The sequence below is a fragment of the Amycolatopsis sp. DG1A-15b genome (assembly GCF_030285645.1).
Classification (GTDB): Bacteria; Actinomycetota; Actinomycetes; order Mycobacteriales; family Pseudonocardiaceae; genus Amycolatopsis.
On the sequence record NZ_CP127296.1, the window covers coordinates 277,287 to 299,984 of the forward strand.

A 22,698-nucleotide genomic window follows, 5' to 3' on the forward strand; every position below is an offset into this window, starting at 1 on the left:
CGTTCAGTCCGATCCCCCCGTGCTCAATCGTTCCCAGAGGGCGTCGCGCAACAGTTCCCAGGAAGGATCCCGTTCGTAGGCCCCGGACGTGGCCAGGTGCAGTGCGTTCAGCAGCTGGTCGTTCGCCAGCCCGCCGGACCGTTCGCTGGTGCCGAGGAATTCGCGGATCAGGTCCTGTGCGCGCAGCGGGACGGGCCGGTCGCGGAAATGGGCGGCGACCATGCCGACGAGCTGGTCCAGGTTCGGCGGCGGCATCCGCAGGCGGAGGCAGCGGCGGAGGAAGGCGGGCGGGAACTCGCGCTCGCCGTTGCTGGTCACGATCACCACCGGGAACGCCCGGCACCGGACGTGCCCCTCGCGCACCACGGCCCGGCCGCCCCGGTCGTGCGTGAAGACGGTGACCTCCGGCTGGGTGGCCGCGACCCGGGTCAGCGGCTGGATTTCGTAATCGCCGTCCTCGAAGACGGAGAGCAGGTCGTTCGGCAGATCGATGTCCGATTTATCCAGTTCGTCGATCAGGAGCACACGCGGCCGGTCGTAGGGCAGCAGCGCTGTGCCCAGCGGCCCGAGCCGCAGGAAACCGCCGATGTCGGGCCCCGCCTGGGTGGCCGCGGCCTGCACCCGCCCGATCGCGTCGTACTCCCACAGCCCGTCCTGCGAGACCGTGCGGCTGCTGATCGGCCAGCGCAACACCGGCCCGAGTCCCAGCTCTCGCGCGATCTTGTAGGCCAGCGTGGACTTCCCGGTGCCGGGCTTGCCGGTGACCAGCAACGGCCGGCGCAGGTGCAGGGCCGCGTTCACCCGCATGATCTCGTCCGGCGCGGCCTCGGCCGCCGAAGCCGCCGACGGAGCTCCGAGCCGGCGGACGAACTCGGCGTCGTCCGCGGCGGGTGGCGCCAGTGCCGGCCCGCCGTCGAACGTGCGCCACGCGGGCGGCTCGGGCCACGCGGGCGGTTCGCCCGCGGGCGGCAGGCCGTGACCGTGGTACACCCACCACGCCGGGTTCTCGGCACCGCTCATCGGGCGGCCACCTCCTCGTTGGGGTCCGCGGGCGGATCCTGCGGCTCGACGGGCCGGTCCGGGTCGTCCCACAGCAACGAGACCCGGCTGCCCACGTGCGAATCCGGGCGCGACCCCTGTTTCGCCCGGCTGCGCAGCACCCGCAGGCCCTCGGCCAGTTCCGGCAGCCCGTCCTGCATCGCCTTGACCTCGGCCTCGAACGCCGGGCGCGCGGACTCGGTGCGTTGCCAGATCATCACCGGGACGCCGGTGCGGACCCCGACCATCACCTCGCCGGGCTCGGGGCCTTCGGGCACCGACCGCAGCACCAGTGACACGACTTCCTTGCGCACGGCCAGCGTCGCGTCGAGCGCGGTCAGCTGCTTCGGTTTGCCGCCCTCGCTCCAGAGCCAGTGGTCCTCCGGCTTCGTGACCCCGTGCGGGACCTGCTTGAGCAGTTCCCAGCGCCGTCGCCACTCCCGGTGCCAGCGTGGCGACCGCGCGCGGTCGAGGCTGCGGACGACGACCTGGTAGTGCAGCCCGACCGGCCGGGGGAGCGCGCTGCCCGCCTCGAGGTCCCACTGGTCCACCGGCAGGTTGAGCAGGGCGTACGGCAGCAGGAACTCGATCCGGATGGTCGAGGCGCCGGTGGCCCAGCCGGCCTCGGCCTCGGCGACGAGGTCGGCGACGTGCCCGCGGACGGCGTCGAGGTCGCCGGTGAACCCCTCGCCCCGGCGGGGCCGCCAGCCGTCCGGGTCGCACTGCCGCCAGTGCACGGCGGTGTAGCTCCCGGGCTCGAGCAGGTCGGGCTCGAGCCGGATCACCAGACAGGCCTCGACGTCGCGGGGTAGGGCCGGTTCGCCGGCCGGGCCCCGGCGCAGCGCCGCCAGCGGGGCGGTCAGCCCGGTCCGTGCGGCCTGCCGGTCGTTCCACCGGCGCAACTGCTCGCTGCGGTGATCGCCGAAGTAGTCGGCCAGGTATTCGACGAACACGAGCAGCGGCGGCAGCCCGTCCGGGCGCGCGTTCATCCGCTCGAGGGTGGCGATCGCGTCGGACGGCCGGTGCTGCGGCGGCACCGGCTCGACCGCGGGACCGGCGGCGGCGCGGACGAACTCGGCCAGCCGGTCACCGGTGCTGCCGCCCAGCAGGGTCAGCAGCTCGCGGCGGTCGGGCTCGGCGACGACGTCGATGGTGATCATGTCGTCGACGGCCGCTCGCGCGCGCTGCACCGGCAGGGAGTTCGGTTCCATCTGCTCGAGCACCTCGACCAGGGCCGACAGCCCGCGCGGGTGTTGCCGGCGGCACGCCTGCACGATGCCGATCAGGTGCGTCCTCGGCGTCGCGAGGTCCTCGACGACCAGCGTGACGCCCAGCTGGTCGGTCAGCAGTTCCAGGCAGAGCCGCCGGGCCCCGGGGTCACGCAGCGACGGCACCTGCTCGAGGCAGTCGACCAGGAAACCGAGGGACGAGTAATATTCCGAGCCGACCCACGACGTCACCGCGCCTCCCCTCGCCTCGGCGGACCTCAATGGGGGATATCCCAGTCCGGGCCGGGCGGACAACCGTTGAAGTGCTATCTCAACCGGACGGCCTATCGACGGGCCGGAACAGGCGGCGGCTTTGCCTGGCCGAGCGAGGGTTACCCTGAACCACGATGACCGAGAACCAGGCACCCAGGGCGTACCAGATCCGCACCTTCGGCTGCCAGATGAACGTGCACGACTCCGAGCGCCTCGCCGGGCAGCTCGAGGACGCCGGCTACGTTCCGGCCACCGCCGGGGCCAAGCCGGACCTGATCGTGTTCAACACCTGCGCCGTCCGGGAGAACGCGGACAACAAGCTGTACGGCACCCTCGGGCACCTGCGCCCCGACAAGGTCGCGAACCCCGGCCTGCAGATCGCCGTCGGCGGGTGTCTCGCGCAGAAGGACCGCGGGGAGATCGTCAAGCGGGCGCCCTGGGTCGACGTCGTGTTCGGCACCCACAACATCGGAGCGCTGCCCACGCTGCTCGAGCGGGCCCGGCACAACGCCGAGGCCCAGGTCGAGATCCTCGAATCTCTCGAGACCTTCCCCTCGACGCTGCCCGCGCGCCGCGAATCGTCCTACGCGAGCTGGGTGTCCGTTTCGGTCGGCTGCAACAACACCTGCACCTTCTGCATCGTGCCCGCCCTGCGCGGCAAGGAACGCGACCGGCGGCCCGGCGAGATCCTCGCCGAGGTCGAGGCGCTCGTCGCCGAGGGCGTGCTCGAGGTCACCCTGCTCGGCCAGAACGTCAACTCCTACGGCGTCGAATTCGGCGACCGGCTGGCGTTCGGCAAGCTGCTGCGCGCGTGCGGCACCGTCGACGGCCTCGAGCGCGTGCGCTTCACCTCGCCGCACCCGGCCGCCTTCACCTCCGACGTCATCGACGCCATGGCCGCGACCCCGAACGTCTGCCACCAGCTGCACATGCCGCTGCAGTCCGGGTCCGACCGGGTGCTGCGCGAGATGAAGCGGTCCTACCGCTCGGCGCGCTTCCTGAACATCCTCGACGAGGTCCGCGCGGCCATGCCGGACGCGGCGATCACCACCGACATCATCGTCGGCTTCCCGGGCGAGACCGAGGAGGACTTCCAGGCGACCCTGGACGTCGTGGCGCGGGCCCGCTTCTCCAGCGCGTTCACCTTCCAGTACTCGAAGCGCCCGGGCACGCCGGCCGCGACGATGGACGGCCAGCTGCCGAAGGAGGTCGTGCAGGAGCGCTACGACCGCCTGGTCGAGTTGCAGAACGCGATTTCCTGGGACGAGAACAAGAAGATCGTCGGCCGCCGCGTCGAGCTGCTCGTCGCCGCGGGCGAGGGCCGCAAGGACGCCGAGACGCACCGGATGAGCGGCCGCGCCCGCGACGGGCGCCTGGTGCACTTCACGCCGGCCGGCGCCCACGTCGACCGCGCGGTCCGCCCCGGCGACGTCGTCGAGACGGTCGTCACCTACGCCGCCCCGCACCACCTGGTGGCCGACGGCGACCTGCTGTCCCACCGCCGCACGCGCGCCGGCGACAACGCGGAGGCCGGGCTGCGGCCGAAGACGAGCGGCGTCACGCTGGGCCTGCCGGGCTTCGGTGCCCCGGCCGCCCAGCCCGAACCGGTGAGTGGGTGTGCGCTGTGACCGAGTCCCGTGGCAACGGCGAGCTGGCCGAGCTGGCGGCCGAGATCGACGAAGCGGGCGAGCGCGCGTCCCGCACGGTGGAGCTGGGCCGCCGCGGGTTCACCATCGCGGTGTTCACGTTCGTGCTGCTGATCTGCCTGATCCTGCCGTGGGTGGGCGACCACGCGGGCTGGCAGGTCCTGGCCGGCGAGGGCGGCGGCATCCCCCAGCTGTTCGCGGCGACGTCGACGGGTGTGGGCATCCTGGCCTCGGCACTGGCCCTGGTGACGCGGCGCTGGTGGCTGGCCTGGGTCTGCGCGGCGGGCGGCTGGTTCGCCTCGGTGGACGGGCTGCTGGCGATCTGGTCCCAGCAGTCATCCCACGCCCCTGGCTCCGCGGGCGGCGGCCCGGGTCTCGGCATGGTGATCGCCTGGATCGCGATGGTCTGCCTCGCGGTCCAGTGGATGCGCACGGCGTTCTCACGTTCTTGAGAACCGGCGGGGACCGGGATCAGCCGACGCGCAGGGTGAGGGTGCTCGCCGAGTAAGCGGCGGCGTAGAGGGCTGTCTCGGGGTGGTAGAGCCGCAGCGAGACGGTGGCGCTCAGGCTGAAGCTGAGGCTGAAGGAGAAGCCGCCATTGGGCCGGCAGGTGGTGTCGGCGAGGTTCACCCAAGCGCCGGCCTGCAGCTGCTGCACGATGACGGTTTCGACGGTCTGTTCGGAGCGGGCCGCGTCGAGCACCTGCAGGTTGCCCTTGAGATCGACCTTCTCGTTGACCTTGACGTGGTCCTTGCCGAGCTTCCCATCGACCTTCACCTTCCCCTTGCCGGCTTCGACACCGGAGGAGAGCGAAGCGGCCCCGGCGGGGGCGGCGAGCGCGGGGGCAAGCCCGCCGACGGCGACGCTGATCACCAGCGCGGCGAGGATCCGGCGAGTGCTGTGGGATGTCCTGGTCATGATCGAAGTGCAGCACCGGGAGCGGCGGAAAGCGCGCGGTAACCCCCGGTCGGGGCGGTGACCGAACCCCTTCGGGTGGGTCCGCTTGCGCGAGGGTGGCATCCGGAGGTCTCGGCGGCCGGGCTTGGCCCGGCTCGGCCCGGCTTGGTTCGGCTTGGTTCGGGGCGGCTTGGCGCGGCCGGGCTTGGTTCGGGGCGGCTTGGCGCGGCCGGGCTTGGCGCGGCCGAGCTTGGCCCGGCCCGGCTCGGCGCGCTCTGGCCCGGCTCGACCGGACCCGGTGCGGGCCGGCCTGGCTCGGCCCGGCACGGTCTGGCCTGGTTTGGTCCGGCTTGGCGTGGCCTGACCGGGGGCGGCTCGACCCGGCTTGGCCTGGCCTGGCTTGACTCGGTCAGCACGGCTTGGCTTGGTCTGGCTCGGCCGCCCCGGCCGGGCCAGCTCTGGCTCGGCCGGCCCGGCTTGGATTGGCCCGGCCTGGTCCGGCTTGCCCTGGTCCGGCGCGGCCTAGCTTGGTCCGGTCCGGTCCGGTCCGGCCTGGCCCGACCCGGTCCGGCTTGGTCCAGCCCGGCTTGGCCCGACCCGGCGGCACGGCCCGCCCTCCCTGGGGGCTGCCCCCGCTTCCAGCGTATCGGCGGCCACCGTCAGAACCGCCCGGAAACGCACCCGAGCGGCCGCCTTCTCCACATCACGACGACCCTGTGAGCAAACCACAAAGGCCCTCCTCACCAGCCACAACAGCTGGCAAGAAGGGCCTCCGCGAAACCGACCTCAGCTGACCGCGAACCTCAGCGACTCAGGACCGCCGCCTCCGCGGCGGCCGAACCTCGCTGGTCCACGGACCTCAGCGGCCCGCGGACCCAACGGCTGGCTAACTTCGCCGGTCCGCGAACCTCAGCGAAAACCAGCCTCAGCGAAAACCAGCCTCAGCCGCCCACCAACCTCACCGGTCCGCGACAGCCGCCTCCGCGGCCTGCAGCCACTCGCGCCACTGGGCTGCCTGCTCGTCCGCCTTCTTGGCGCGCCGCTCGTCGCCGGCCGCCCGGGCCTTCGCCGCCTGGGTCTCGTACTGCTCCACTCGCTCGCGGAACTGGGCCGCTCGGGCCTGGGCCTCCGGGTCCGTCTTCCGCCAGCGGGAGTCCTCCGCCGACTTGACCGCGTCCTGGACCGCTTTCAACCGGCCGTCCAGCTCGCGGATGCGCTCGCGGGGGACCTTGCCGATCTCGTCCCACTGCTCCTGGATGCGCCGCAACGCGCTCTTCGCCGCCTCCAGGTTGGCCGCCGCGTCGATCTTCTCGGCCTCGATCAGGAGCTCTTCCTTGCGCGCCGCGTTCTGGGTGAACTCCGCGTCGCGCTCGGTGAACACCGCCGAGCGGCGGGCGAAGAACTTGTCCTGCGCCGCGCGGAAGCGCTGCCACAGCGCTTCGTCGCTGTCCTTCGGCGCCCGGCCGGCCGCCTTCCACTCGGTCATCAGGTCCTTGTAGCGACCCGCCGTCTCGCCCCAGTCCTCGGACTCGCTGATGGCCTCGGCTTCCGCGATCAGCTCTTCCTTGCGCTGCTTGGCCGACGCGCGCTGCTTGTCCAGCTCGGCGAAGTGCGACCCGCGGCGGCGGTTGAACGCCTCGCGGGCCTTCGAGAACCGCTTCCACAGCTCGTCGTCGGTCTTGCGGTCGACGCCCTTGACCGTCTTCCACTCGTCCAGGATCGTGCGCAGCCGGTCGCCCGCCGCCTTCCACTGGGTGGATTCGGCCGCGATCTTCTCGGCCTCCTCGGCCAGCTCCTGCTTGCGGGCGATCGCCGCGGCGCGGGCTTCCTCGCGCTCCGCCTTCGCGCTGGCCAACGCCTTCTCGGCGTGCCCGATGACGTACTCCAGCCGGGCGGCGAGCGCGGCCAGGTCGCCGACGAGGGCGGCCTCGGGCAGCCCGTCCCGGATCTGGGTGGCGCTCGACAGCGCGTGCTTCGGGTCGCCTGCCCCGGAGATCAGCCGGGTCTCCAGCAGCTCGACCTCGGTGCGCACGTCGTCGAAGCGGCGCGCGTAGTGCACCAGGCCCTCGTCGGGGCTGCCTGCCTGCCAGACGCCGACGGCGCGCTCGCCCTCGGCGGTGACGACGTAGACGGTGCCCTCGTCGTCGATCCGGCCCCAGGTCGACGGGGTGGGTTCGGCGGGCGGCACGGGCGGGGCGGCGTGCCCGGCGTGCAGCGCGTGCGGCACCGGGTGCGGGGCCGGGGTACCGGTGGAAGTGTTCTCCTGGGCCATCGCAGGCTCCTTATCGCCTGTACGCCCGCTCGCGCGGGCGCCCCGCCGTTCGGGCGGGGCCGGGTAATGCGGTCGTCACGGGCCGTGCTCGGATGCTACGGCCCCACGCGGCATTCAAGCAGCTCAGCGCGCACCGTGGTACTGGATGGGCCACTCGAAGCTCGTGATCCTACTTCCGGTGGACGCTCCGTGTCGGCCCGCAGGTATCGTCAGCCGCCGTGAACAGCCCCGCCGTACCGGTCGCGGTGGTCGGGCCGACGGCCACCGGCAAGACCGCGCTGGCCGTGGACCTGGCCCGCGCCCTCGGCGGCGAAGTCGTCAACGCCGACGCGATGCAGCTCTACCGGGGCATGGACATCGGCACCGCCAAGGCCACCGAGGCCGAGCGCCGCGGCGTCCCCCACCACCTGCTCGACGTCCTGGACGTGACCGAAACGGCGTCCGTCGCGGCCTACCAGCGGCACGCGCGGGCCGAGATCGAACGGCTGCTGGCCGGCGGCCGGGTCCCGGTGCTGGCCGGCGGGTCCGGCCTCTACGTCCAGGCCGTGCTCGACGACCTGCGTTTTCCCGGCACCGACCCGGCCGTCCGGGCCCGGCTCGACGCGGAAGCCGAGCAGCTCGGCACCCCCGCGTTGTACACCCGGCTGGGTGAGCGCGATCCGGTGGCCGCCGCCAAGATCCTGCCGACCAACACGCGCCGGATCGTGCGCGCCCTCGAGGTCATCGAGATCACCGGCGAACCGTTCTCGGCGAACCTGCCGAAGCCGGGGCCCGCCCGCTACGGCACGGTCGTCGTCGGTGTCGACCGGGCGCCCGAGGAGCTCGACGAGCGGGTGAACGAGCGCGTCGGGCGGATGTTCGAGGCCGGGCTGGTCGACGAAGTGCGCGAGCTCGAGAAGCGGGGCCTGCGCGAGGGGAAGACGGCGTCGCGGGCGCTCGGCTACCAACAGGTGCTCGCCGAACTGGACGGCGAAGGCGACTTCGAGGCGGCCGCCGCGGCGACGGCGCAGGCGACCCGGCGCTTCGTCCGCAAGCAACGGTCCTGGTTCCGGCGCGACCAGCGGATCCACTGGTTCGACGGCGCCGATCCCGGGCTGGCCGCGCGCGTCCTGGATACCCTGGGCCGGTAATCTTGACCCCATGGGCGGAATCGAGTTCCTCAAGGGGCACGGCACGCAGAACGACTTCGTGCTGCTCCCCGACCCGGCGGGCCGCCTCGAGCTGACCGAAGCTCGGGTCGCCGCGCTGTGCGACCGCCACCGCGGTCTCGGCGCCGACGGTGTGCTGCGCGTCGTCCGCGCCGCCGAGCTCGGCGAGCCGTCCGCGGGCGAGTGGTTCATGGACTACCGCAACGCCGACGGGTCGATCGCGGAGATGTGCGGCAACGGCGTGCGCGTGTTCGCCCGCTACCTGGTCGAGTCGGGCCTGGCCGCCGAGGGCGAGTTCGTCGTCGGCACCCGCGCGGGCGACCGCCCGGTGGTGGTCCACCCGGACCGCCCGGTGACCGTCCAAATGGGACCGGCGACGATCACCGGGACGTCGGTCACGGTGGTGGCGGGCCGCCCGTTCTCCGGCGTCGCGGTGAACGTCGGCAACCCGCACCTGGTGTCGCTGCTCGACGACGACGTGGCCGGCCTCGACCTGCGCGACCAGCCCGACTTCGACCACGACGTGTTCCCGGACGGCGTGAACCTCGAGTTCATCAACTGCCTCGGCGACGGTGCGCTGCGGATGCGCGTGCACGAGCGCGGCGTCGGCGAGACGCGGGCGTGCGGCACGGGCACGGTCGCCGCGGTGGCGGCCGCGTTCCACCTGGCGGGCACGGACACCGGCGCGTCCACTGTGGACGTGCCGGGTGGCCGCGTCGAGGTGACGGTGTCCCGCGGCGCGTCGACGCTGACCGGGCCCGCCGAAATCGTGGCGCGCGGCGAACTCGACGAAGCCTGGTGGGCCGCCGCCGGTTCCTGACGGCGACCCACCGGTGTCAGATCTTCGCTTCGACCGCGAAGCCGCCTTCGCGCGTCTCCGATGACGCGATCGCGCCGGCGGTGCGGATGTCCGGCTCGATGGCCGCGAACCGCGCCAGGACCTCGGCCGGTCCGGTCACGGTGAGCGTCCCGACGGCGGACCGCATCGACACCTTCGCGTCGGTCTTCGCGCGGCGGACCGCCGCGATCACCGCGCCGGCCAGCGAAAGCAGCTCCGGGTCACCGTCGGACTCCGCCACCGAAGGCCACCCGGCCCGGTGCACCGACCCCGCCCGCCACCACGACCAGACCTCCTCGGTCGCGAACGGCAGGAACGGCGCGAACAGCCGCAGCAGGGCCGAGAGTGCCGTCACGAGCGCGGCCTGCGCGGACTGGGCCGCGTCGGGACCGCGGTCCCCGTACGCGCGGCCCTTCACCAGCTCGACGTAGTCGTCGCAGAACGTCCAGAAGAACGTCTCGGTCACCTGCAGCGCCCGGGCGTAGTCCAGTGCTTCCAACGCCGCCGTGGCCTGCTCGGTGACGACGGCCAGCGACGCCAGCAGCGCCCGGTCGAGCGGCTCGGTGGCGACCGCGCCGGGCATCGGCACGCCGAGACCCAGCACGAACCGGCTCGCGTTGAGCAGCTTCGTCGCCAGCCGCCGCCCGACCTTCATCTGGCCCTCGTCCACCGCCGTGTCGACGCCCGGGCGCGCGCTCGCCGCCCAGTAGCGGACCGCGTCCGAGCCGAAGCGCTCCAGCAGGTCCACCGGGGTGATCACGTTGCCGATGGACTTCGACATCTTCTTGCGGTCGGGGTCGAGCACCCAGCCCGCGATCGACGCCGCCCGCCACGGCAGCACGCCGTGCTCCAGCTCCGCCCGCACCGCGGTCGAGAACAACCAGGTGCGGATGATCTCGTGCGCCTGCGGCCGCAGGTCCATCGGGAACACGCGCGCGAACAGGTCGTCGTCGACGCTCCACCGGCCGACGATCTGGGGCGTCAGCGACGACGTCGCCCAGGTGTCCATCACGTCGGGGTCGGCGGCGAATCCGCCCGGCACCCCGCGCTGCTCCTCGGTGAACCCCGGCGGGACGTCGCTGCTCGGGTCGACCGGCAGGGTGTCCGGCAGCAGGCGCCCGGCGTAGTCGGGTTCGCCCTGGGCGTCGAGCCGGTACCACAGCGGGATCGGCACGCCGAAGAACCGCTGCCGGCTGATCAGCCAGTCGCCGGCCAGGTTCTCCACCCACGACGAGTACCGGACGCGCATGTGCTTCGGCACCCAGTTCAGCTCTTCGCCGCGGGCGAGCATCTTCTCCCGGAAGGCGGCGTCGGTCCCGCCGTTGCGCAGGTACCACTGCCGGCTGGCGACGATTTCCAGGGGCTTGTCGCCCTTTTCGTAGAACTTCACCGCGTGCGTGATCGGCCGCGGTTCCCCGTGCAGGGCACCGGCTTCGCGCAGCAGGCGCACCATGATCTCGCGTCCCGTGTGGACGGTCTTGCCGACGAGCGGCGCGTACGCCGCCGCCGGCACCCCGGAAGGCGCGTCGGGCAGGAACCGGCCGTCGCGGCCCAGTACCACCCGCGTCGCCAGCCGCAGCTCGCGCCACCACGTGACGTCGGTCGTGTCGCCGAAGGTGCACACCATCGCGATGCCGCGGCCCTTCTCCGGGTCCGCGAGGTGGTGCGCCACGACCGGCACTTCGACGCCGAACACCGGCGTCCGCACGGTTTTCCCGAAGAGCGGCTTGAACCGTTCGTCATCGGGGTGCGCCACCAGCGCGACGCAGGCGGGCAGCAGCTCCGGCCGGGTCGTCGCGATCACGACGTCCGCGCCGTCCGGCCCGGTGAACGCGAGGTCGTGGAAGGCGCCCCGGCGTTCGCGGTCCTCCAGCTCGGCCTGGGCGACGGCGGTCCGGAACGACACGTCCCACAGGGTCGGCGCTTCGGCCTGGTAGGCCTCGCCGCGCTCGAGGTTGCGCAGGAACGCGCGCTGCGAGATCAGCCGGGACTCGTGCCCGATCGTCTGGTAGGTCATCGTCCAGTCGACCGAGAGCCCCAGCTGCCGCCACAGCTGCTCGAAGACCTTCTCGTCGGTCTCGGTCAGCTCTTCGCACAGCTCGACGAAGTTCCGGCGCGACACCGCGACGACGTCCTTGCCCGGCTTCGCCGGCGGGCGGAAATCCGGGTCGTAGGGCAGCGACGGCTCGCAGCGGACGCCGAAGTGGTTCTGCACCCGGCGTTCGGTCGGCAAGCCGTTGTCGTCCCAGCCCATCGGGTAGAACACCTCGAACCCGCGCATCCGCTTGAACCGCGCCAGCACGTCGGTCTGGGTGAAGGAGAAGACGTGCCCGATGTGCAGCGCCCCGCTGACCGTCGGCGGGGGAGTGTCGATCGAGTAGACCTCGTCCCGGTTCTTCGTGCGGTCGAAGCGGTAGGCGCCGGTGGACTCCCATACGGGTACCCACTTGGCCTCCAGACCGTCGACACCGACCTTGTCCGGGACTCGCGGGCGTTCGTATGGAGTACTCATGAAGCAACTCTAGGCGGCCCCGGAACCGGTTTTCGCTTCGGTCGGCAGGTCGCGCATGTGCCGCAGCGGTGAGCACACGACCCACAGCGCGGCGGCTGCCTCCCCGGCGGTCGCGACCCAGATCGCCCCGCGCAGCCCGAGACCTTCGCCGAGCACGCCGCCCAGCAGGCCGCCGAGCGGCAGCGTGCCCCAGACGAGGAACCGGACGCTCGCGTTCATCCGGCCCAGCAGCCGGTCGGGGCAGATCGCTTGACGATAGGAAACCTGCGCGACGTTGTAGACGATCACCCCGAACCCGTAGACGATCTCGCCGAACGCGGCGAGCACGAGCCGCCAGTCCGCGCCGGTCCAGGGGAGCAGCAGGTGTGCGGGCCAGGACAGCAGCGGGACCAGCCAGATCGTGCGGGCGTGCCCGATCCGGCGGGTCAGCGCGCCGGAGAAGACCGCACCGAGGACGCCGCCCGCGCCGCCGACGGCGAGCATCACCCCGACGAGCGCGGGGGACAGCCCGACGGTGCGCGTGAAGAACAGCACCTGGACCGCCACGAACGCGCCGCCGAAGAGGTTCGCCGTCGCCGTGCACGCCACGCTCGAGCGCAACGGCTTGTCGGAGAAGACGAACCGCAGCCCTTCCGCGATCTGCTGCCCCAGGCGCAGGTGCCCGGTGGGTTCCGGCGCCGGCTCGGCCGCGCGGATCCGCAGCAGGCACAGCGCCGACGTCAGGTAGCCGAAGGCGGTGACGAGCACCGTGCTGGCCGCGCTGATCAGCTGGACCAGCACGCCCGCGCCGCTCGGCCCGGCGACCTGGGCGACCGATTGGACCGCCTGCAGCTTCGCGTTGCCCTCCAGGAGGTGCTCCCGCCCGACGAGCGAAGGCAGGTACGACTGGTAGGCGATGTCGAAGAAGACCGTCGCCACGCCGACGAACAGCACGACGACGATCAGCTGGGCGAGCGTCAGCACGCCGGCCCACCAGGCGAGCGGCACGCTCAGCAGGAGGGCGAAGCGCACGAAGTCGGCGGTGAGCATGACCCGGCGGCGGCGCATGCGGTCCACCCACACGCCCGCGGGCAGCCCGATCAGCAGGAACGCGAGCGTCTGGGCCGCGGTCAGCAGGCCCATCTCGAACGGCGTCGCGGCCAGCGTCACCGCCGCGAGCAGCGGGACGGCGGTGTACCCGACGGCGGTGCCGAACTGGCTGGCCGTGTCGCCGGCCCACAGCCGCCTGAAGTCGGCGTGGAAGAACAGTGACCCCCTGGACATGACCTCGAGTCTGGCGCGAGTGATTGGAAAGTGTCAATCACTGTTCGCTCTAAGCTGGGCGCCGTGCTCCCCGCGAAACGACGTGCCGCGACCGAGGCCGAGGCCGCCGCACTGGCCTCCGGAATACGGCTGCGCATCATCCGGTTGACCTTTTCGGAGGCGCTGACGAACAAGGAGCTGGCGCAGCGGCTGGGCCGGGATCCCGCGACCACGCTGCACCACGTGCGCAAACTCGTCGAGACCGGCTTTCTCGCCGCGCAGCCACCGCGCCGCGGGACCCGGGGCGCCAAGGAAATTCCGTATCTTTCGACGGGGCTTTCGTGGACACTCGACTCATGCGGTGACAAGGGCGTGGAACAGGCGGTTCTCGAGGCTTATCTGGCCGAGATCGCCGAGACCGGATTCGAGGGCGTGCACCAGGCGCGCCTGGTCGTCCAGGTGGCCCCCGAGGAGCGGGCGGAGCTGGAAACGCGGCTCAACGCCCTGCTCGAGGAGTTCCGCGCGCGCCCACGCCGTCCCGGCGCCGAGCGCACCGCGGTCTACCTCGCCACCTATCCCAGCACGTAAAAGTTCGGTTCCCGCGGCGAATCGTGGGAACATGGAGGCACGATGACAGAACTGACACACACCGAAGACCACGACGACGACCTGTACGACGGCGACCCGTCCACAGGCGAAATGGAGCTCGAGGACCGGGCGTCGCTCCGCCGGGTCCGGGGACTGTCCACGGAGCTGGACGACGTCACCGAGGTCGAGTACCGGCAACTGCGGCTCGAGCGCGTCGTGCTGGTCGGCGTGTGGACCGAGGGCACGGCCCTGCAGTCCGAGGCGTCGCTGGCCGAGCTGGCGCGCCTGGCCGAGACGGCGGGCTCGGAGGTCCTCGAAGGCCTCATCCAGCGGCGGACCAAGCCGGACCCGGCCACCTACATCGGCTCGGGCAAGGTGCGGGAGCTGCGGGACATCGTCGGTTCCACCGGCGCCGACACCGTGATCTGCGACGGCGAGCTCTCGCCGGGCCAGCTGCGGCAGCTCGAGGAGAAGGTCAAGGTCAAGGTGATCGACCGGACCGCCCTGATCCTCGACATCTTCGCCCAGCACGCCCGGTCCAAGGAGGGCAAGGCGCAGGTCGAGCTGGCCCAGCTGCAGTACCTCATCCCGCGGCTGCGCGGCTGGGGTGCGTCGCTGTCCCGGCAGGCCGGTGGCCGCGCCGGTGGCGCGAACGGCGGCGTGGGCCTGCGCGGTCCCGGTGAGACCAAGCTCGAGACGGACCGGCGGCGGATCAACAAGCGCGTGGCGAAGCTGCGCCGGGAGATCGTGGCCATGGACACCATCCGCGAAACCAAGCGCGGGCGGCGGCTGGCCAACGAGGTGCCCAGCGTGGCGATCGTCGGCTACACCAACGCCGGCAAGTCGAGCCTGCTCAACGCGCTGACCGGGGCCGGGGTGCTGGTGGAGGACGCGCTGTTCGCCACCCTCGACCCGACCACGCGGCGCGCGCAGACGCCGGACGGCCGCGGCTACACGCTGACCGACACCGTCGGGTTCGTGCGGCACCTGCCGCACCAGCTGGTGGACGCGTTCCGCTCGACGCTGGAGGAGGCCGCCGACGCGGACCTGCTCGTGCACGTGGTGGACGGGTCCGACCCGGCACCCGAAGAGCAGGTCAGCGCGGTGCGCGAGGTGCTCGGGGAGATCACGCGCAAGCGCAAGGAGCCGCTCCCGCCGGAGCTGCTGGTGATCAACAAGGTCGACGCGTCCGACGACGTCAGCCTGGCCCGGCTGCGGCACGCACTGGCGGGATCGGTGCAGGTCTCGGCCCGGACCGGGGCGGGCATCGCCGAGCTCGTCGAGGTGATCGCCGAGCGCCTGCCGCGGCCGGAGGTCACGGTCGACATCCTGGTGCCCTACTCGCGCGGCGAGCTGGTCGCGCGGGCGCACGCGGACGGCGAAGTCCTCGAAGAAGAGCACGTCGAGGAGGGCACGCGCCTGCTGGTGCGGGTCCGCCCGGACCTCGCGGCGGCTTTGCGCGAGTTCGAGACCAACTCGACGACGGCCTGACACGTCTCCGAGTAGGTTCCAGTGTGCGGTCCACAGGGGATCGCACACTGGGATTTCCTCGGAGGTGGCTGGGTGCGCTGGGTTGTCGCGTTGGTCTTCTTGGCCGTGTTCGGCGGGTCGGTGCCCGCTTCGGCGGCCGAAACGCCGCAACCGTTGTGCACGATGAAGGACTCCCGGATCGGCGAGCTCTCCGGCCTGGTCTCCGACGGCTCGCAGCTGTACGCGATCAACGACGGCGGCAGCAAGGTCCAGGTGTTCGTGCTGGGCCGGGACTGCAAGGTCCAGAAGGTCCTCACGGACAAGACCGACCCCTTCGACGTCGAAGACCTGGCCCGGACGCCGGACGGGCGGCTGTGGCTGTCCGACACCGGCGACAACCAGAAGGGCCGGCTGACCGTCGCCCTGCTGGAGATGAGCCCGCAGGGCAAGCTCACGCTGCACCGGCTCACCTACCCGGACGGCCAGCACGACACCGAAGCGCTGATCATGGACAAGGCGGGCACGCCGTACCTGATCACCAAGGACGTCCTCGGCGAGGCCCGCGTGTACCGGCCGTCGGGGCCGCTGGCGAGCCCCGGCCCGACCAACCTGGAGAAGGTCGGCACCGTGAAGATCGCCACGACGGACACGCAGGGCGGCCCGGTGGGCTCGATCGGCTCGGTCCTGGTGACAGGCGGCGCTTCGATGGCCGACGGCAGCGTCATCGCGCTGCGGACCTACACGGACGCGTACGTGTACGCGGCGCCGGACGGCGACGTCCTGGCGGCGCTCCAGCGCAATCCGGTGCGGATCCCGTTGCCGGGGGAGAAGCAGGGCGAGGCGATCGCGTTCGACCCCGACGGGACGTTGATCTCCGGCAGCGAAGGCGTGGGCCAGCCCCTCCGCACGGTGCGGGGCGCGGCGGCGATGGCCGCGCAGTCCGGCGCACCGGCGGAGGGAACGACCTCGACCGGCACCGGCGCTTCGGCCGGCTCGGCGGGGGACGGGTCCGGGCTTCCCATCCTGCCTGCCGCCGGGATCACGGTCGCGGTGGTCGGCCTGGGCTGGTTCGGCTTCAGCAAGCTGCGCCGCCGAACTCGCCGCTGACCTTCGGCTCCCCACGGCCGAAGATCATCCGATCCGGTGAATCTCCCGGGCCGTGCGAAAGCCCGGGATCGGCCTCTTAAAGCCGTCGGAGCACGGCCACGACCTTGCCGAGCACCGTGGCGTCGTCACCGGGGATCGGCTCGTACGCCTCGTTGTGCGGCATCAGCCAGATGTGGCCGTCCTTGCGCTTGAACGTCTTGACCGTGGCTTCGCCGTCGATCATCGCCGCGACGATCTCGCCGTTGTCCGCGTCCGGCTGCTGGCGGACCACGACCCAGTCGCCGTCGGTGATGGCCGCGTCGATCATCGAGTCGCCGGTGACCTTCAGCAGGAACAGCTCGCCCTCGCCGACGATCTCCCGCGGCAGCGGGAAGACGTCCTCGATGGACTGCTCGGCCAGCACCGGGCCACCGGCGGCGATCCGGCCGACCAGCGGCACGTACGCCGCCTTCGGCATGACCGGCTGCTGGTCCATCTCGATGCCCATGGGGTTGTCGTCGGTCGCCGAGAGGACGCCGACCGCGCGCGGGCGGTTCGCGTCCCGGCGCAGGTAGCCCTTGCGCTGCAGGGCGCGCAACTGGTGCGAGACCGACGAGGTCGAGGTCAGCCCGACCGCCTCGCCGATTTCGCGGACGCTCGGCGGGTAGCCGAACCGGCTCACCCACGAGCGGATCACGTCGAGCACCTGCTGCTGGCGGACGGTGAGGGTCTCGTCCACGTCGTACACCTCGGGCATGGTGTGCACCTTGCCCGAGCCGCCGGGGGACCCACTGGTCCTGCCCGCCTTGTTCTCCTTCGCCACTGCGTCGCCTCCCAGACGTTCGCTGCACGTATCTGCGCGCCGGCCGCCGCCCGCGGGGTGCGGGCAGCCTCGCCGGGCGGCATCTGCCCGGCAGATGCCCTGGTCACCGACGTTAGCCCCCGGGCACGACGATTTCAAACATCTGTTCGATCGACACGCCGTGTCCGCTCGATTTTGTCGGTGGCAGGTGGTAGACCTTCGCACGGGCGTTCGATAGAACGCCTGTTCGACCTTGATCCACGGGCCGCTCCCGGTCCGGGAAACGGGCGGACACAGGGTTTCGAGGAGGTTCGGATGTCCATTCTGGCCGAACGCGGACACGTTCGCCCGGCGACCTCGGTCCCGGCGCCCCTTCGTCCCGTGCGCGTCCTACGCGGTCGCCGCGGCGAGGTGCACCGCCCGCCGACGCGCGCGCGGGTCGTGGCGGGCCGCCGCCCGGCCGGCGCCCCCTGTGCGGCGCCGCGGCGGATGCCGGTGCGCTGGCCGTGGCTCGCCGCCCTCGCCGTCGCGAGCTGCCTGGTGGTCACCGGGCTGGGGCTCTTCGGCGGTGGCGTCGCGGCGAACTCCCCGGTCCCGGAGCGGACCGCGACGGTGTCGGTCGAGCCGGGCGACACGCTCGCGTCGCTGGCCGCGCGATTCGCGCCGGAGAGCGAGCCCGGCGCGGTGGTCGCCCGGATCAAGCAGCTGAACCGCCTGGACGAGGCCGTCCTGGTGCCCGGGCTGCCGCTCACGGTCCCGGTCGCCGACGCCGTCCCCGCGCCCTGACGCCGTCCCGCAGATGACGTCCCGGCGAGAATCACCCGCTCCGGTGAAACCGCCGATCGCCCGGGAAGCGGTGTCCCGCCGCGCTCGCGCGCCGGTCCCGGCGGTGCTCGACACTGCTCCACCAGGGTGACGCTGCCCCGGCTGCCGTGCCGCGGCGGTCCGGTTCCGGACGAAGCACGGTCCGGCCTTCGCGTGCCGCCCGGCCAGACCTCACCCGGCCGAGGTGGAACCCGGCCGTGTCGCTTGCGTCCACCCCCGCCGAGTTCTACGCTCGCCCGCTATATGTAGTAGTTACACCGCTGTAGTTGGTCCACAGGTTGGGGTAGACTGGACAGTAGTTGTCCACAGCTGGTCGGCGTTTACCCACCGGATGTCCACAAAACGATCACCAGGCGCGCTGGATGCGTGGTGGCCGCGAGGACGTCGATCGCGGGCGGCCGGCGATGAGGGGAAGGTGATCGGCGGATGAGGTGCCCGTTCTGCCGGCATGCGGACTCCCGGGTCGTCGACTCGCGAGAGGTGGATGAAGGCCAGGCGATCCGACGGCGGCGCTCGTGCGCGTCGTGCGGACGCCGGTTCACGACGTCGGAGACGATGGTGCTCGCCGTCGTCAAGCGGTCCGGCGTCACCGAACAGTTCAGCCGGGACAAGGTGGTGAGCGGCGTCCGCCGCGCCTGCCAGGGCAGGCCGGTCGACGACGACGCGCTGCAGCAGCTCGCGCAGCGCGTGGAGGAGTCGATCCGCTCCGCCGGGCTGGCGGAGATCCCGAGTCACGAGGTCGGCCTGGCCATCCTGGGCCCGCTGCGTGAGCTCGACGGGGTCGCCTACCTCCGGTTCGCCAGTGTCTACCGTTCCTTCTCCTCGGTCGAAGACTTCGAGAAGGAGATCGCCGACCTCCGTGAGGCCATGGCGGGTTCTGCTGCCCAGGAGGACAGCGATCAGCGCGACGACGGCGACTGAGCCGTCCCGCTGCGGGAGAGGGTTCAACCGATGACGGAAACCGTGGGAACGGGGGCCCGCGCGGCCACCGGCAAGAAGGGCAAGGCCGCCGGCGGGCTGAGCGTGCGGCGCGTCTTCACGACCGAGGGGCAGCACCCGTACGACCAGGTGACCTGGGAGCAGCGGGACGTCGTCATGACGAACTGGCGCGACGGCTCGGTCAACTTCGAGCAGCGCGGCGTGGAGTTCCCCGATTTCTGGTCGGTCAACGCCACCAACATCGTCACCAGCAAGTACTTCCGCGGCGCCGTCGGCAGCCCGCAGCGCGAACGCAGCCTCAAGCAGCTCATCGACCGGGTCGTGCAGACCTACGTCAAGGCCGCGCGCGACCACGGCTACTTCGCCGCGCCGCAGGACCTCGAGATCTTCGAGCACGAACTCACCTGGATGCTGCTGCACCAGGTCTTCAGCTTCAACTCCCCGGTCTGGTTCAACGTCGGCACGCCGTCGAAGCAGCAGGTCAGCGCCTGCCAGCCGTACGACGCCCTGGTGAGCACTCCCGGTGGCGCCGTGCCGATCGGCCGCTTCGTCGAGCTGAACGCCGTGGGTGCCAAGGTCTACGACGCGCACGGGTTGACCAAGGTCGTCGCCACCAAGGCGAACGGGATCAAGGAAGTCCTGCGAGTCACGACGAAGTCAGGCCACGTCCTCGACGTCACGGCCGACCACCTCGTGTGGCGTGCGAGTGCGGGCGGCGGGAAGTTCGTGCCCGCCGGGGAGCTGCGGGTCGGAGACCAGCTCGAATGGCACCGCCGCAGCGCGTTCGGCGAGGAAGAGATCCGAGAAGCCGACATCGCCGAAGCCGCACTCGCGGGCTGGTTGCAGTCGGACGGCTTCGTCGGTCAATACGACGGGACGAACCGCTCGCTTACCATCGAAGCGATGACCGTGAACGACGCCGAGCTGACCTGGGTGCGTGCCGCGCTCGACAGCGTCTTCCCGGACGTCCACCGTCATGAACGCGCCGTCGAAACCCAGGACGAAACGCTCGACTGCCGCCGCACCCGGCTCTACGGCAATGTTCTCGAGAACTTCGTCGAGACCTGGGGCCTGCGTGCTCGGGGAACCGAGATGGCGGTGCCGGATCACCTCTACACCGCGCCACTCCCGGTCGTGGCCGCCTATCTGCGGAGCATCTTCCAGGCCGAGGGCTACGTCTCCGCGCGTGAACGATCCACTTTGGTCGCGCTGGACATGATCGGCGAAGACCTGGTCCGCGGCCTCCAGCAGCTGCTGGCCCGGTTCGGCATCTTCGCCCGGGTGGGCCGTAAGAAGGAGAGCCGGCCGGATCGGCACGACCTCTGGGGCATCCGGATCCAGAATGCCGGTGACCGGCGGATCTTCGCAGACGAGATCGGCTTCATCGATCCGGTGAAGACGGCGAAGCTGGAGGTGTCCTTCGAAAAGCCCGGCCTGCCTGCTCGGGAGAGGAAGCGGCTGGAGATCGCCGCGATCGAGAGCCGTGGCGAGATGCCGGTCTACGACATCCAGACGGAATCCGGCGAGTACCTCTCCGGCAACCTCCGGGTCCACAACTGTTTCATCCTCGCGGTCGACGACACGATGGAGTCGATCCTCAACTGGTACCGCGAAGAGGGCCTGATCTTCAAGGGCGGCTCCGGCGCCGGCCTGAACCTCTCCCGCATCCGCTCCTCGAAGGAACTGCTGACCTCCGGCGGCACCGCGTCCGGGCCGGTCTCGTTCATGCGCGGCGCCGACGCGTCCGCGGGCACCATCAAGTCCGGCGGCGCCACCCGGCGCGCGGCGAAGATGGTCGTGCTCGACGTCGACCACCCGGACATCGAGGAGTTCATCCAGACCAAGGCGCGCGAAGAGAAGAAGATCAAGGTCCTCCGCGACGCCGGGTTCGACATGGACCTCTCCGGCGCGGACATCTCCTCGGTGCAGTACCAGAACGCGAACAACTCGGTCCGCGTGTCCGACGAGTTCATGCAGGCGGTCGAGAACGGCACCGACTTCGGCCTGCGCGCCCGGCTCACCGGTGAGGTCCTCGACCGCACCGACGCGAAGAAGTTGTTCCGCACGATGGCCCAGGCCGCGTGGGAGTGCGCCGATCCCGGCATCCAGTACGACGGCACGATCAACGACTGGCACACCTGCCCGGAGTCGGGCCGGATCACCGCGTCGAACCCGTGCAGCGAGTACATGCACCTCGACAACTCCAGCTGCAACCTGGCGTCGCTGAACCTGCTGAAGTTCGTCACGCCCGAGGGCACGTTCGACGCGCCGCTGTTCGCCCGCGCCGTCGAGTTCGTCATCACGGCGATGGACGTCTCGATCTGCTTCGCGGACTTCCCGACCGAGCCGATCGCCGACACCACGCGGAAGTTCCGCCAGCTCGGCATCGGCTACGCCAACCTCGGCGCGCTGCTGATGGCGCTGGGCCACGCGTACGACTCCGACGGCGGCCGCGCGCTCGCGGCGGCGATCACGTCGCTGATGACGGGCGTGTCCTACCGGCGTTCGGCGGAGATGGCCCAGGTCGTCGGCGCGTACGAGGGCTACGCGCGCAACGCCGAAGCGCACCAGCGCGTGATGCGCAAGCACGCGGCGGCGAACGAGCTCGTCCGCACCTACCACTCGAACGACGCCGCGGTCCGCGCGCTGGCGACCGAGGAGTGGCAGAAGGGCATCGAAATCGGCGCGAAGCACGGCTGGCGCAACGCGCAGGCGTCGGTGCTCGCCCCCACCGGCACCATCGGTTTCATGATGGACTGCGACACCACCGGGATCGAGCCGGACTTCTCGCTGGTGAAGTTCAAGAAGCTCGTCGGCGGCGGCTCGATGCAGATCGTCAACCAGACGGTGCCGCGCGCGCTCGAGGCGCTGGGCTACCTGACCGAGCAGGTCGAGGCGATCGTCGAGTACGTGGCGCAGAACGGCCACGTCGTCGACGCGCCGGGGCTGCGGCCCGAGCACTACGAGGTGTTCGACTGCGCGGTCGGCGAGCGCTCGATCGCGCCGATGGGGCACGTCCGGATGATGGCCGCGGTGCAGCCGTTCCTGTCCGGCGCCATCTCGAAGACGGTCAACATGCCGGAGTCGGCGACGGTCGAAGAGGTCGAGGAGATCTACTTCCAGGGCTGGAAGCTCGGCCTGAAGGCCCTCGCGATCTACCGCGACAACTGCAAGGTCGGCCAGCCGCTGTCGACGGCGAAGAAGGAGAAGGCCGCCGACGTCGCGGAGCCGGAGAAGGTCGTCGAGTACCGGCCGGTGCGCAAGCGCCTGCCGAAGAAGCGCCCGAGCCAGACGGTGTCGTTCACGGTCGGCGGCGCGGAGGGCTACCTGACGGCGGGCTCGTACCCGGACGACGGCCTCGGCGAGATCTTCGTCAAGCTCGGCAAGCAGGGCTCGACGCTGGCCGGCGTGATGGACGCGTTCTCGATGTCGATCTCGGTCGGCCTCCAGCACGGCATCCCGCTCGAGTTCTACGTCTCCAAGTTCTGCAACCTCCGCTTCGAGCCGGCGGGCATGACGGACGACCCGGACATCCGCATCGCGACGAGCGTGATGGACTACCTGTTCCGCCGCCTGGCCCTGGACTACCTGCCGTACGAGAAGCGCTCACAGCTGGGCATCCTCTCGGCGGACGAGCGCTCGGCCGAGGTCGAGGCGACGTACGGCAATCCCGGCGTCGACCTGGAGGCCCTGCAGTCCACAGTGGATGCGTCACCGGAGCCGCACGCGGAAGAACCGGAGCACCCCCACCGCGAAGCCCGCACGACGACGGAGCTGATGGAGCTCCGCCTCGGCAAGGCGGCGGACGCCCCGCTCTGCATGACGTGCGGAACGAAGATGCGCCCGGCCGGCTCGTGCTACGCCTGCGAAGGCTGCGGCGCCACCTCCGGCTGCAGCTGAGGGGTTTTCCGGCT

The 22,698-nt window shown here is 71.4% G+C and carries 17 protein-coding genes; 10 read left to right on the forward strand and 7 right to left on the reverse strand.

The genetic code is table 11. The features are described 5' to 3' along the window. Positions 1-3: 3 nt before the first annotated feature. Together QRY02_RS01300 and QRY02_RS01305 are read right to left on the reverse strand one after the other, a co-directional pair. On the reverse strand, positions 4-1,020 hold the full coding sequence (locus tag QRY02_RS01300; RefSeq protein ID WP_285989654.1) for an AAA family ATPase: 1,017 nt from the start codon (positions 1,018-1,020) through the stop codon (positions 4-6). Further along, positions 1,017-2,498, reverse strand: coding sequence for a VMAP-C domain-containing protein (locus QRY02_RS01305; protein WP_285989655.1), 1,482 nt, complete (start codon positions 2,496-2,498; stop codon positions 1,017-1,019). Before QRY02_RS01305 ends, QRY02_RS01300 begins: the two co-directional genes overlap by 4 nt. Positions 2,499-2,653: 155 nt before the next feature. Here QRY02_RS01305 and miaB point away from each other — a divergent pair, with 155 nt between their 5' ends. Beyond that, positions 2,654-4,147, forward strand: a complete 1,494-nt coding sequence (miaB, locus tag QRY02_RS01310) for a tRNA (N6-isopentenyl adenosine(37)-C2)-methylthiotransferase MiaB (RefSeq protein ID WP_285989656.1) — start codon at positions 2,654-2,656, stop codon at positions 4,145-4,147. Continuing rightward, positions 4,144-4,617: an Rv2732c family membrane protein gene (locus QRY02_RS01315; RefSeq protein WP_285989657.1), complete on the forward strand. Its 474-nt coding sequence runs from the start codon at positions 4,144-4,146 to the stop codon at positions 4,615-4,617. Before miaB ends, QRY02_RS01315 begins: the two co-directional genes overlap by 4 nt. A gap of 19 nt (positions 4,618-4,636) precedes the next feature. On the opposite strand, the gene QRY02_RS01320 is transcribed toward QRY02_RS01315, so the two are convergent. Further along, the gene (locus QRY02_RS01320; RefSeq protein ID WP_285989658.1) at positions 4,637-5,083 is read right to left on the reverse strand and encodes a hypothetical protein; all 447 of its coding nucleotides are present in this window, start codon (positions 5,081-5,083) and stop codon (positions 4,637-4,639) included. Positions 5,084-6,020: 937 nt separating this feature from the next. After that, positions 6,021-7,334 carry a DUF349 domain-containing protein gene (locus QRY02_RS01325; RefSeq protein WP_285989659.1) on the reverse strand — a complete coding sequence of 438 codons (1,314 nt, stop codon included), beginning with the start codon at positions 7,332-7,334 and terminating at the stop codon, positions 6,021-6,023. A gap of 218 nt (positions 7,335-7,552) precedes the next feature. Between QRY02_RS01325 and miaA the strand changes: the two genes are divergently transcribed. Both miaA and dapF read left to right on the forward strand, forming a co-directional pair. After that, positions 7,553-8,464 carry a tRNA (adenosine(37)-N6)-dimethylallyltransferase MiaA gene (gene miaA / locus QRY02_RS01330; RefSeq protein WP_285989660.1) on the forward strand — a complete coding sequence of 304 codons (912 nt, stop codon included), beginning with the start codon at positions 7,553-7,555 and terminating at the stop codon, positions 8,462-8,464. Positions 8,465-8,474: 10 nt separating this feature from the next. Then, entirely contained in the window at positions 8,475-9,302 is an 828-nt protein-coding gene (gene dapF, locus QRY02_RS01335) for a diaminopimelate epimerase (RefSeq protein WP_285989661.1), read from the forward strand. A 16-nt stretch (positions 9,303-9,318) separates the two neighbouring features. Here the strand turns inward: dapF and valS are convergent, their stop codons facing one another. After that, the gene (gene valS / locus QRY02_RS01340; RefSeq protein ID WP_285989662.1) at positions 9,319-11,832 is read right to left on the reverse strand and encodes a valine--tRNA ligase; all 2,514 of its coding nucleotides are present in this window, start codon (positions 11,830-11,832) and stop codon (positions 9,319-9,321) included. 9 nt (positions 11,833-11,841) lie between these two features. Further along, positions 11,842-13,095, reverse strand: a complete 1,254-nt coding sequence (locus QRY02_RS01345) for an MFS transporter (RefSeq protein ID WP_285989663.1) — start codon at positions 13,093-13,095, stop codon at positions 11,842-11,844. 63 nt (positions 13,096-13,158) lie between these two features. Here QRY02_RS01345 and QRY02_RS01350 point away from each other — a divergent pair, with 63 nt between their 5' ends. From QRY02_RS01350 to QRY02_RS01360, 3 genes are all read left to right on the forward strand, one after another. Beyond that, positions 13,159-13,662 carry an ArsR/SmtB family transcription factor gene (locus QRY02_RS01350; RefSeq protein ID WP_285989664.1) on the forward strand — a complete coding sequence of 168 codons (504 nt, stop codon included), beginning with the start codon at positions 13,159-13,161 and terminating at the stop codon, positions 13,660-13,662. 42 nt (positions 13,663-13,704) lie between these two features. After that, complete coding sequence (gene hflX, locus QRY02_RS01355; protein WP_285989665.1) at positions 13,705-15,153, forward strand: GTPase HflX; 1,449 nt, start codon at positions 13,705-13,707, stop codon at positions 15,151-15,153. 72 nt (positions 15,154-15,225) lie between these two features. Continuing rightward, positions 15,226-16,239, forward strand: a complete 1,014-nt coding sequence (locus QRY02_RS01360; RefSeq protein WP_285989666.1) for an esterase-like activity of phytase family protein — start codon at positions 15,226-15,228, stop codon at positions 16,237-16,239. A gap of 76 nt (positions 16,240-16,315) precedes the next feature. Here the strand turns inward: QRY02_RS01360 and lexA are convergent, their stop codons facing one another. After that, on the reverse strand, positions 16,316-16,975 hold the full coding sequence (lexA, locus tag QRY02_RS01365) for a transcriptional repressor LexA (RefSeq protein WP_285989667.1): 660 nt from the start codon (positions 16,973-16,975) through the stop codon (positions 16,316-16,318). Positions 16,976-17,335: 360 nt separating this feature from the next. Here lexA and QRY02_RS01370 point away from each other — a divergent pair, with 360 nt between their 5' ends. From QRY02_RS01370 to QRY02_RS01380, 3 genes are all read left to right on the forward strand, one after another. Then, on the forward strand, positions 17,336-17,806 hold the full coding sequence (locus QRY02_RS01370; RefSeq protein ID WP_285989668.1) for a LysM peptidoglycan-binding domain-containing protein: 471 nt from the start codon (positions 17,336-17,338) through the stop codon (positions 17,804-17,806). A gap of 465 nt (positions 17,807-18,271) precedes the next feature. After that, a complete protein-coding gene (nrdR, locus tag QRY02_RS01375) occupies positions 18,272-18,766 on the forward strand; it encodes a transcriptional regulator NrdR (RefSeq protein ID WP_285989669.1) in 495 nt (164 codons plus the stop codon). A 30-nt stretch (positions 18,767-18,796) separates the two neighbouring features. Further along, complete coding sequence (locus QRY02_RS01380) at positions 18,797-22,684, forward strand: vitamin B12-dependent ribonucleotide reductase (protein WP_285989670.1); 3,888 nt, start codon at positions 18,797-18,799, stop codon at positions 22,682-22,684. Positions 22,685-22,698 lie beyond the last annotated feature (14 nt).

Coding starts and splice junctions, on each gene's coding strand:
- nrdR (WP_285989669.1), top strand. CDS start 18,272: ATGAGGTGCCCGTTCTGCCGGCATGCGGACTCCCGGGTCGTCGACTCG.
- hflX (WP_285989665.1), top strand. CDS start 13,705: ATGACAGAACTGACACACACCGAAGACCACGACGACGACCTGTACGAC.
- lexA (WP_285989667.1), bottom strand. CDS start 16,975: ATGCCCGAGGTGTACGACGTGGACGAGACCCTCACCGTCCGCCAGCAG.
- valS (WP_285989662.1), bottom strand. CDS start 11,832: ATGAGTACTCCATACGAACGCCCGCGAGTCCCGGACAAGGTCGGTGTC.
- dapF (WP_285989661.1), top strand. CDS start 8,475: ATGGGCGGAATCGAGTTCCTCAAGGGGCACGGCACGCAGAACGACTTC.
- QRY02_RS01380 (WP_285989670.1), top strand. CDS start 18,797: ATGACGGAAACCGTGGGAACGGGGGCCCGCGCGGCCACCGGCAAGAAG.
- QRY02_RS01370 (WP_285989668.1), top strand. CDS start 17,336: ATGTCCATTCTGGCCGAACGCGGACACGTTCGCCCGGCGACCTCGGTC.
- QRY02_RS01320 (WP_285989658.1), bottom strand. CDS start 5,083: ATGACCAGGACATCCCACAGCACTCGCCGGATCCTCGCCGCGCTGGTG.
- QRY02_RS01325 (WP_285989659.1), bottom strand. CDS start 7,334: ATGGCCCAGGAGAACACTTCCACCGGTACCCCGGCCCCGCACCCGGTG.
- QRY02_RS01345 (WP_285989663.1), bottom strand. CDS start 13,095: ATGTCCAGGGGGTCACTGTTCTTCCACGCCGACTTCAGGCGGCTGTGG.
- QRY02_RS01300 (WP_285989654.1), bottom strand. CDS start 1,020: ATGAGCGGTGCCGAGAACCCGGCGTGGTGGGTGTACCACGGTCACGGC.
- miaB (WP_285989656.1), top strand. CDS start 2,654: ATGACCGAGAACCAGGCACCCAGGGCGTACCAGATCCGCACCTTCGGC.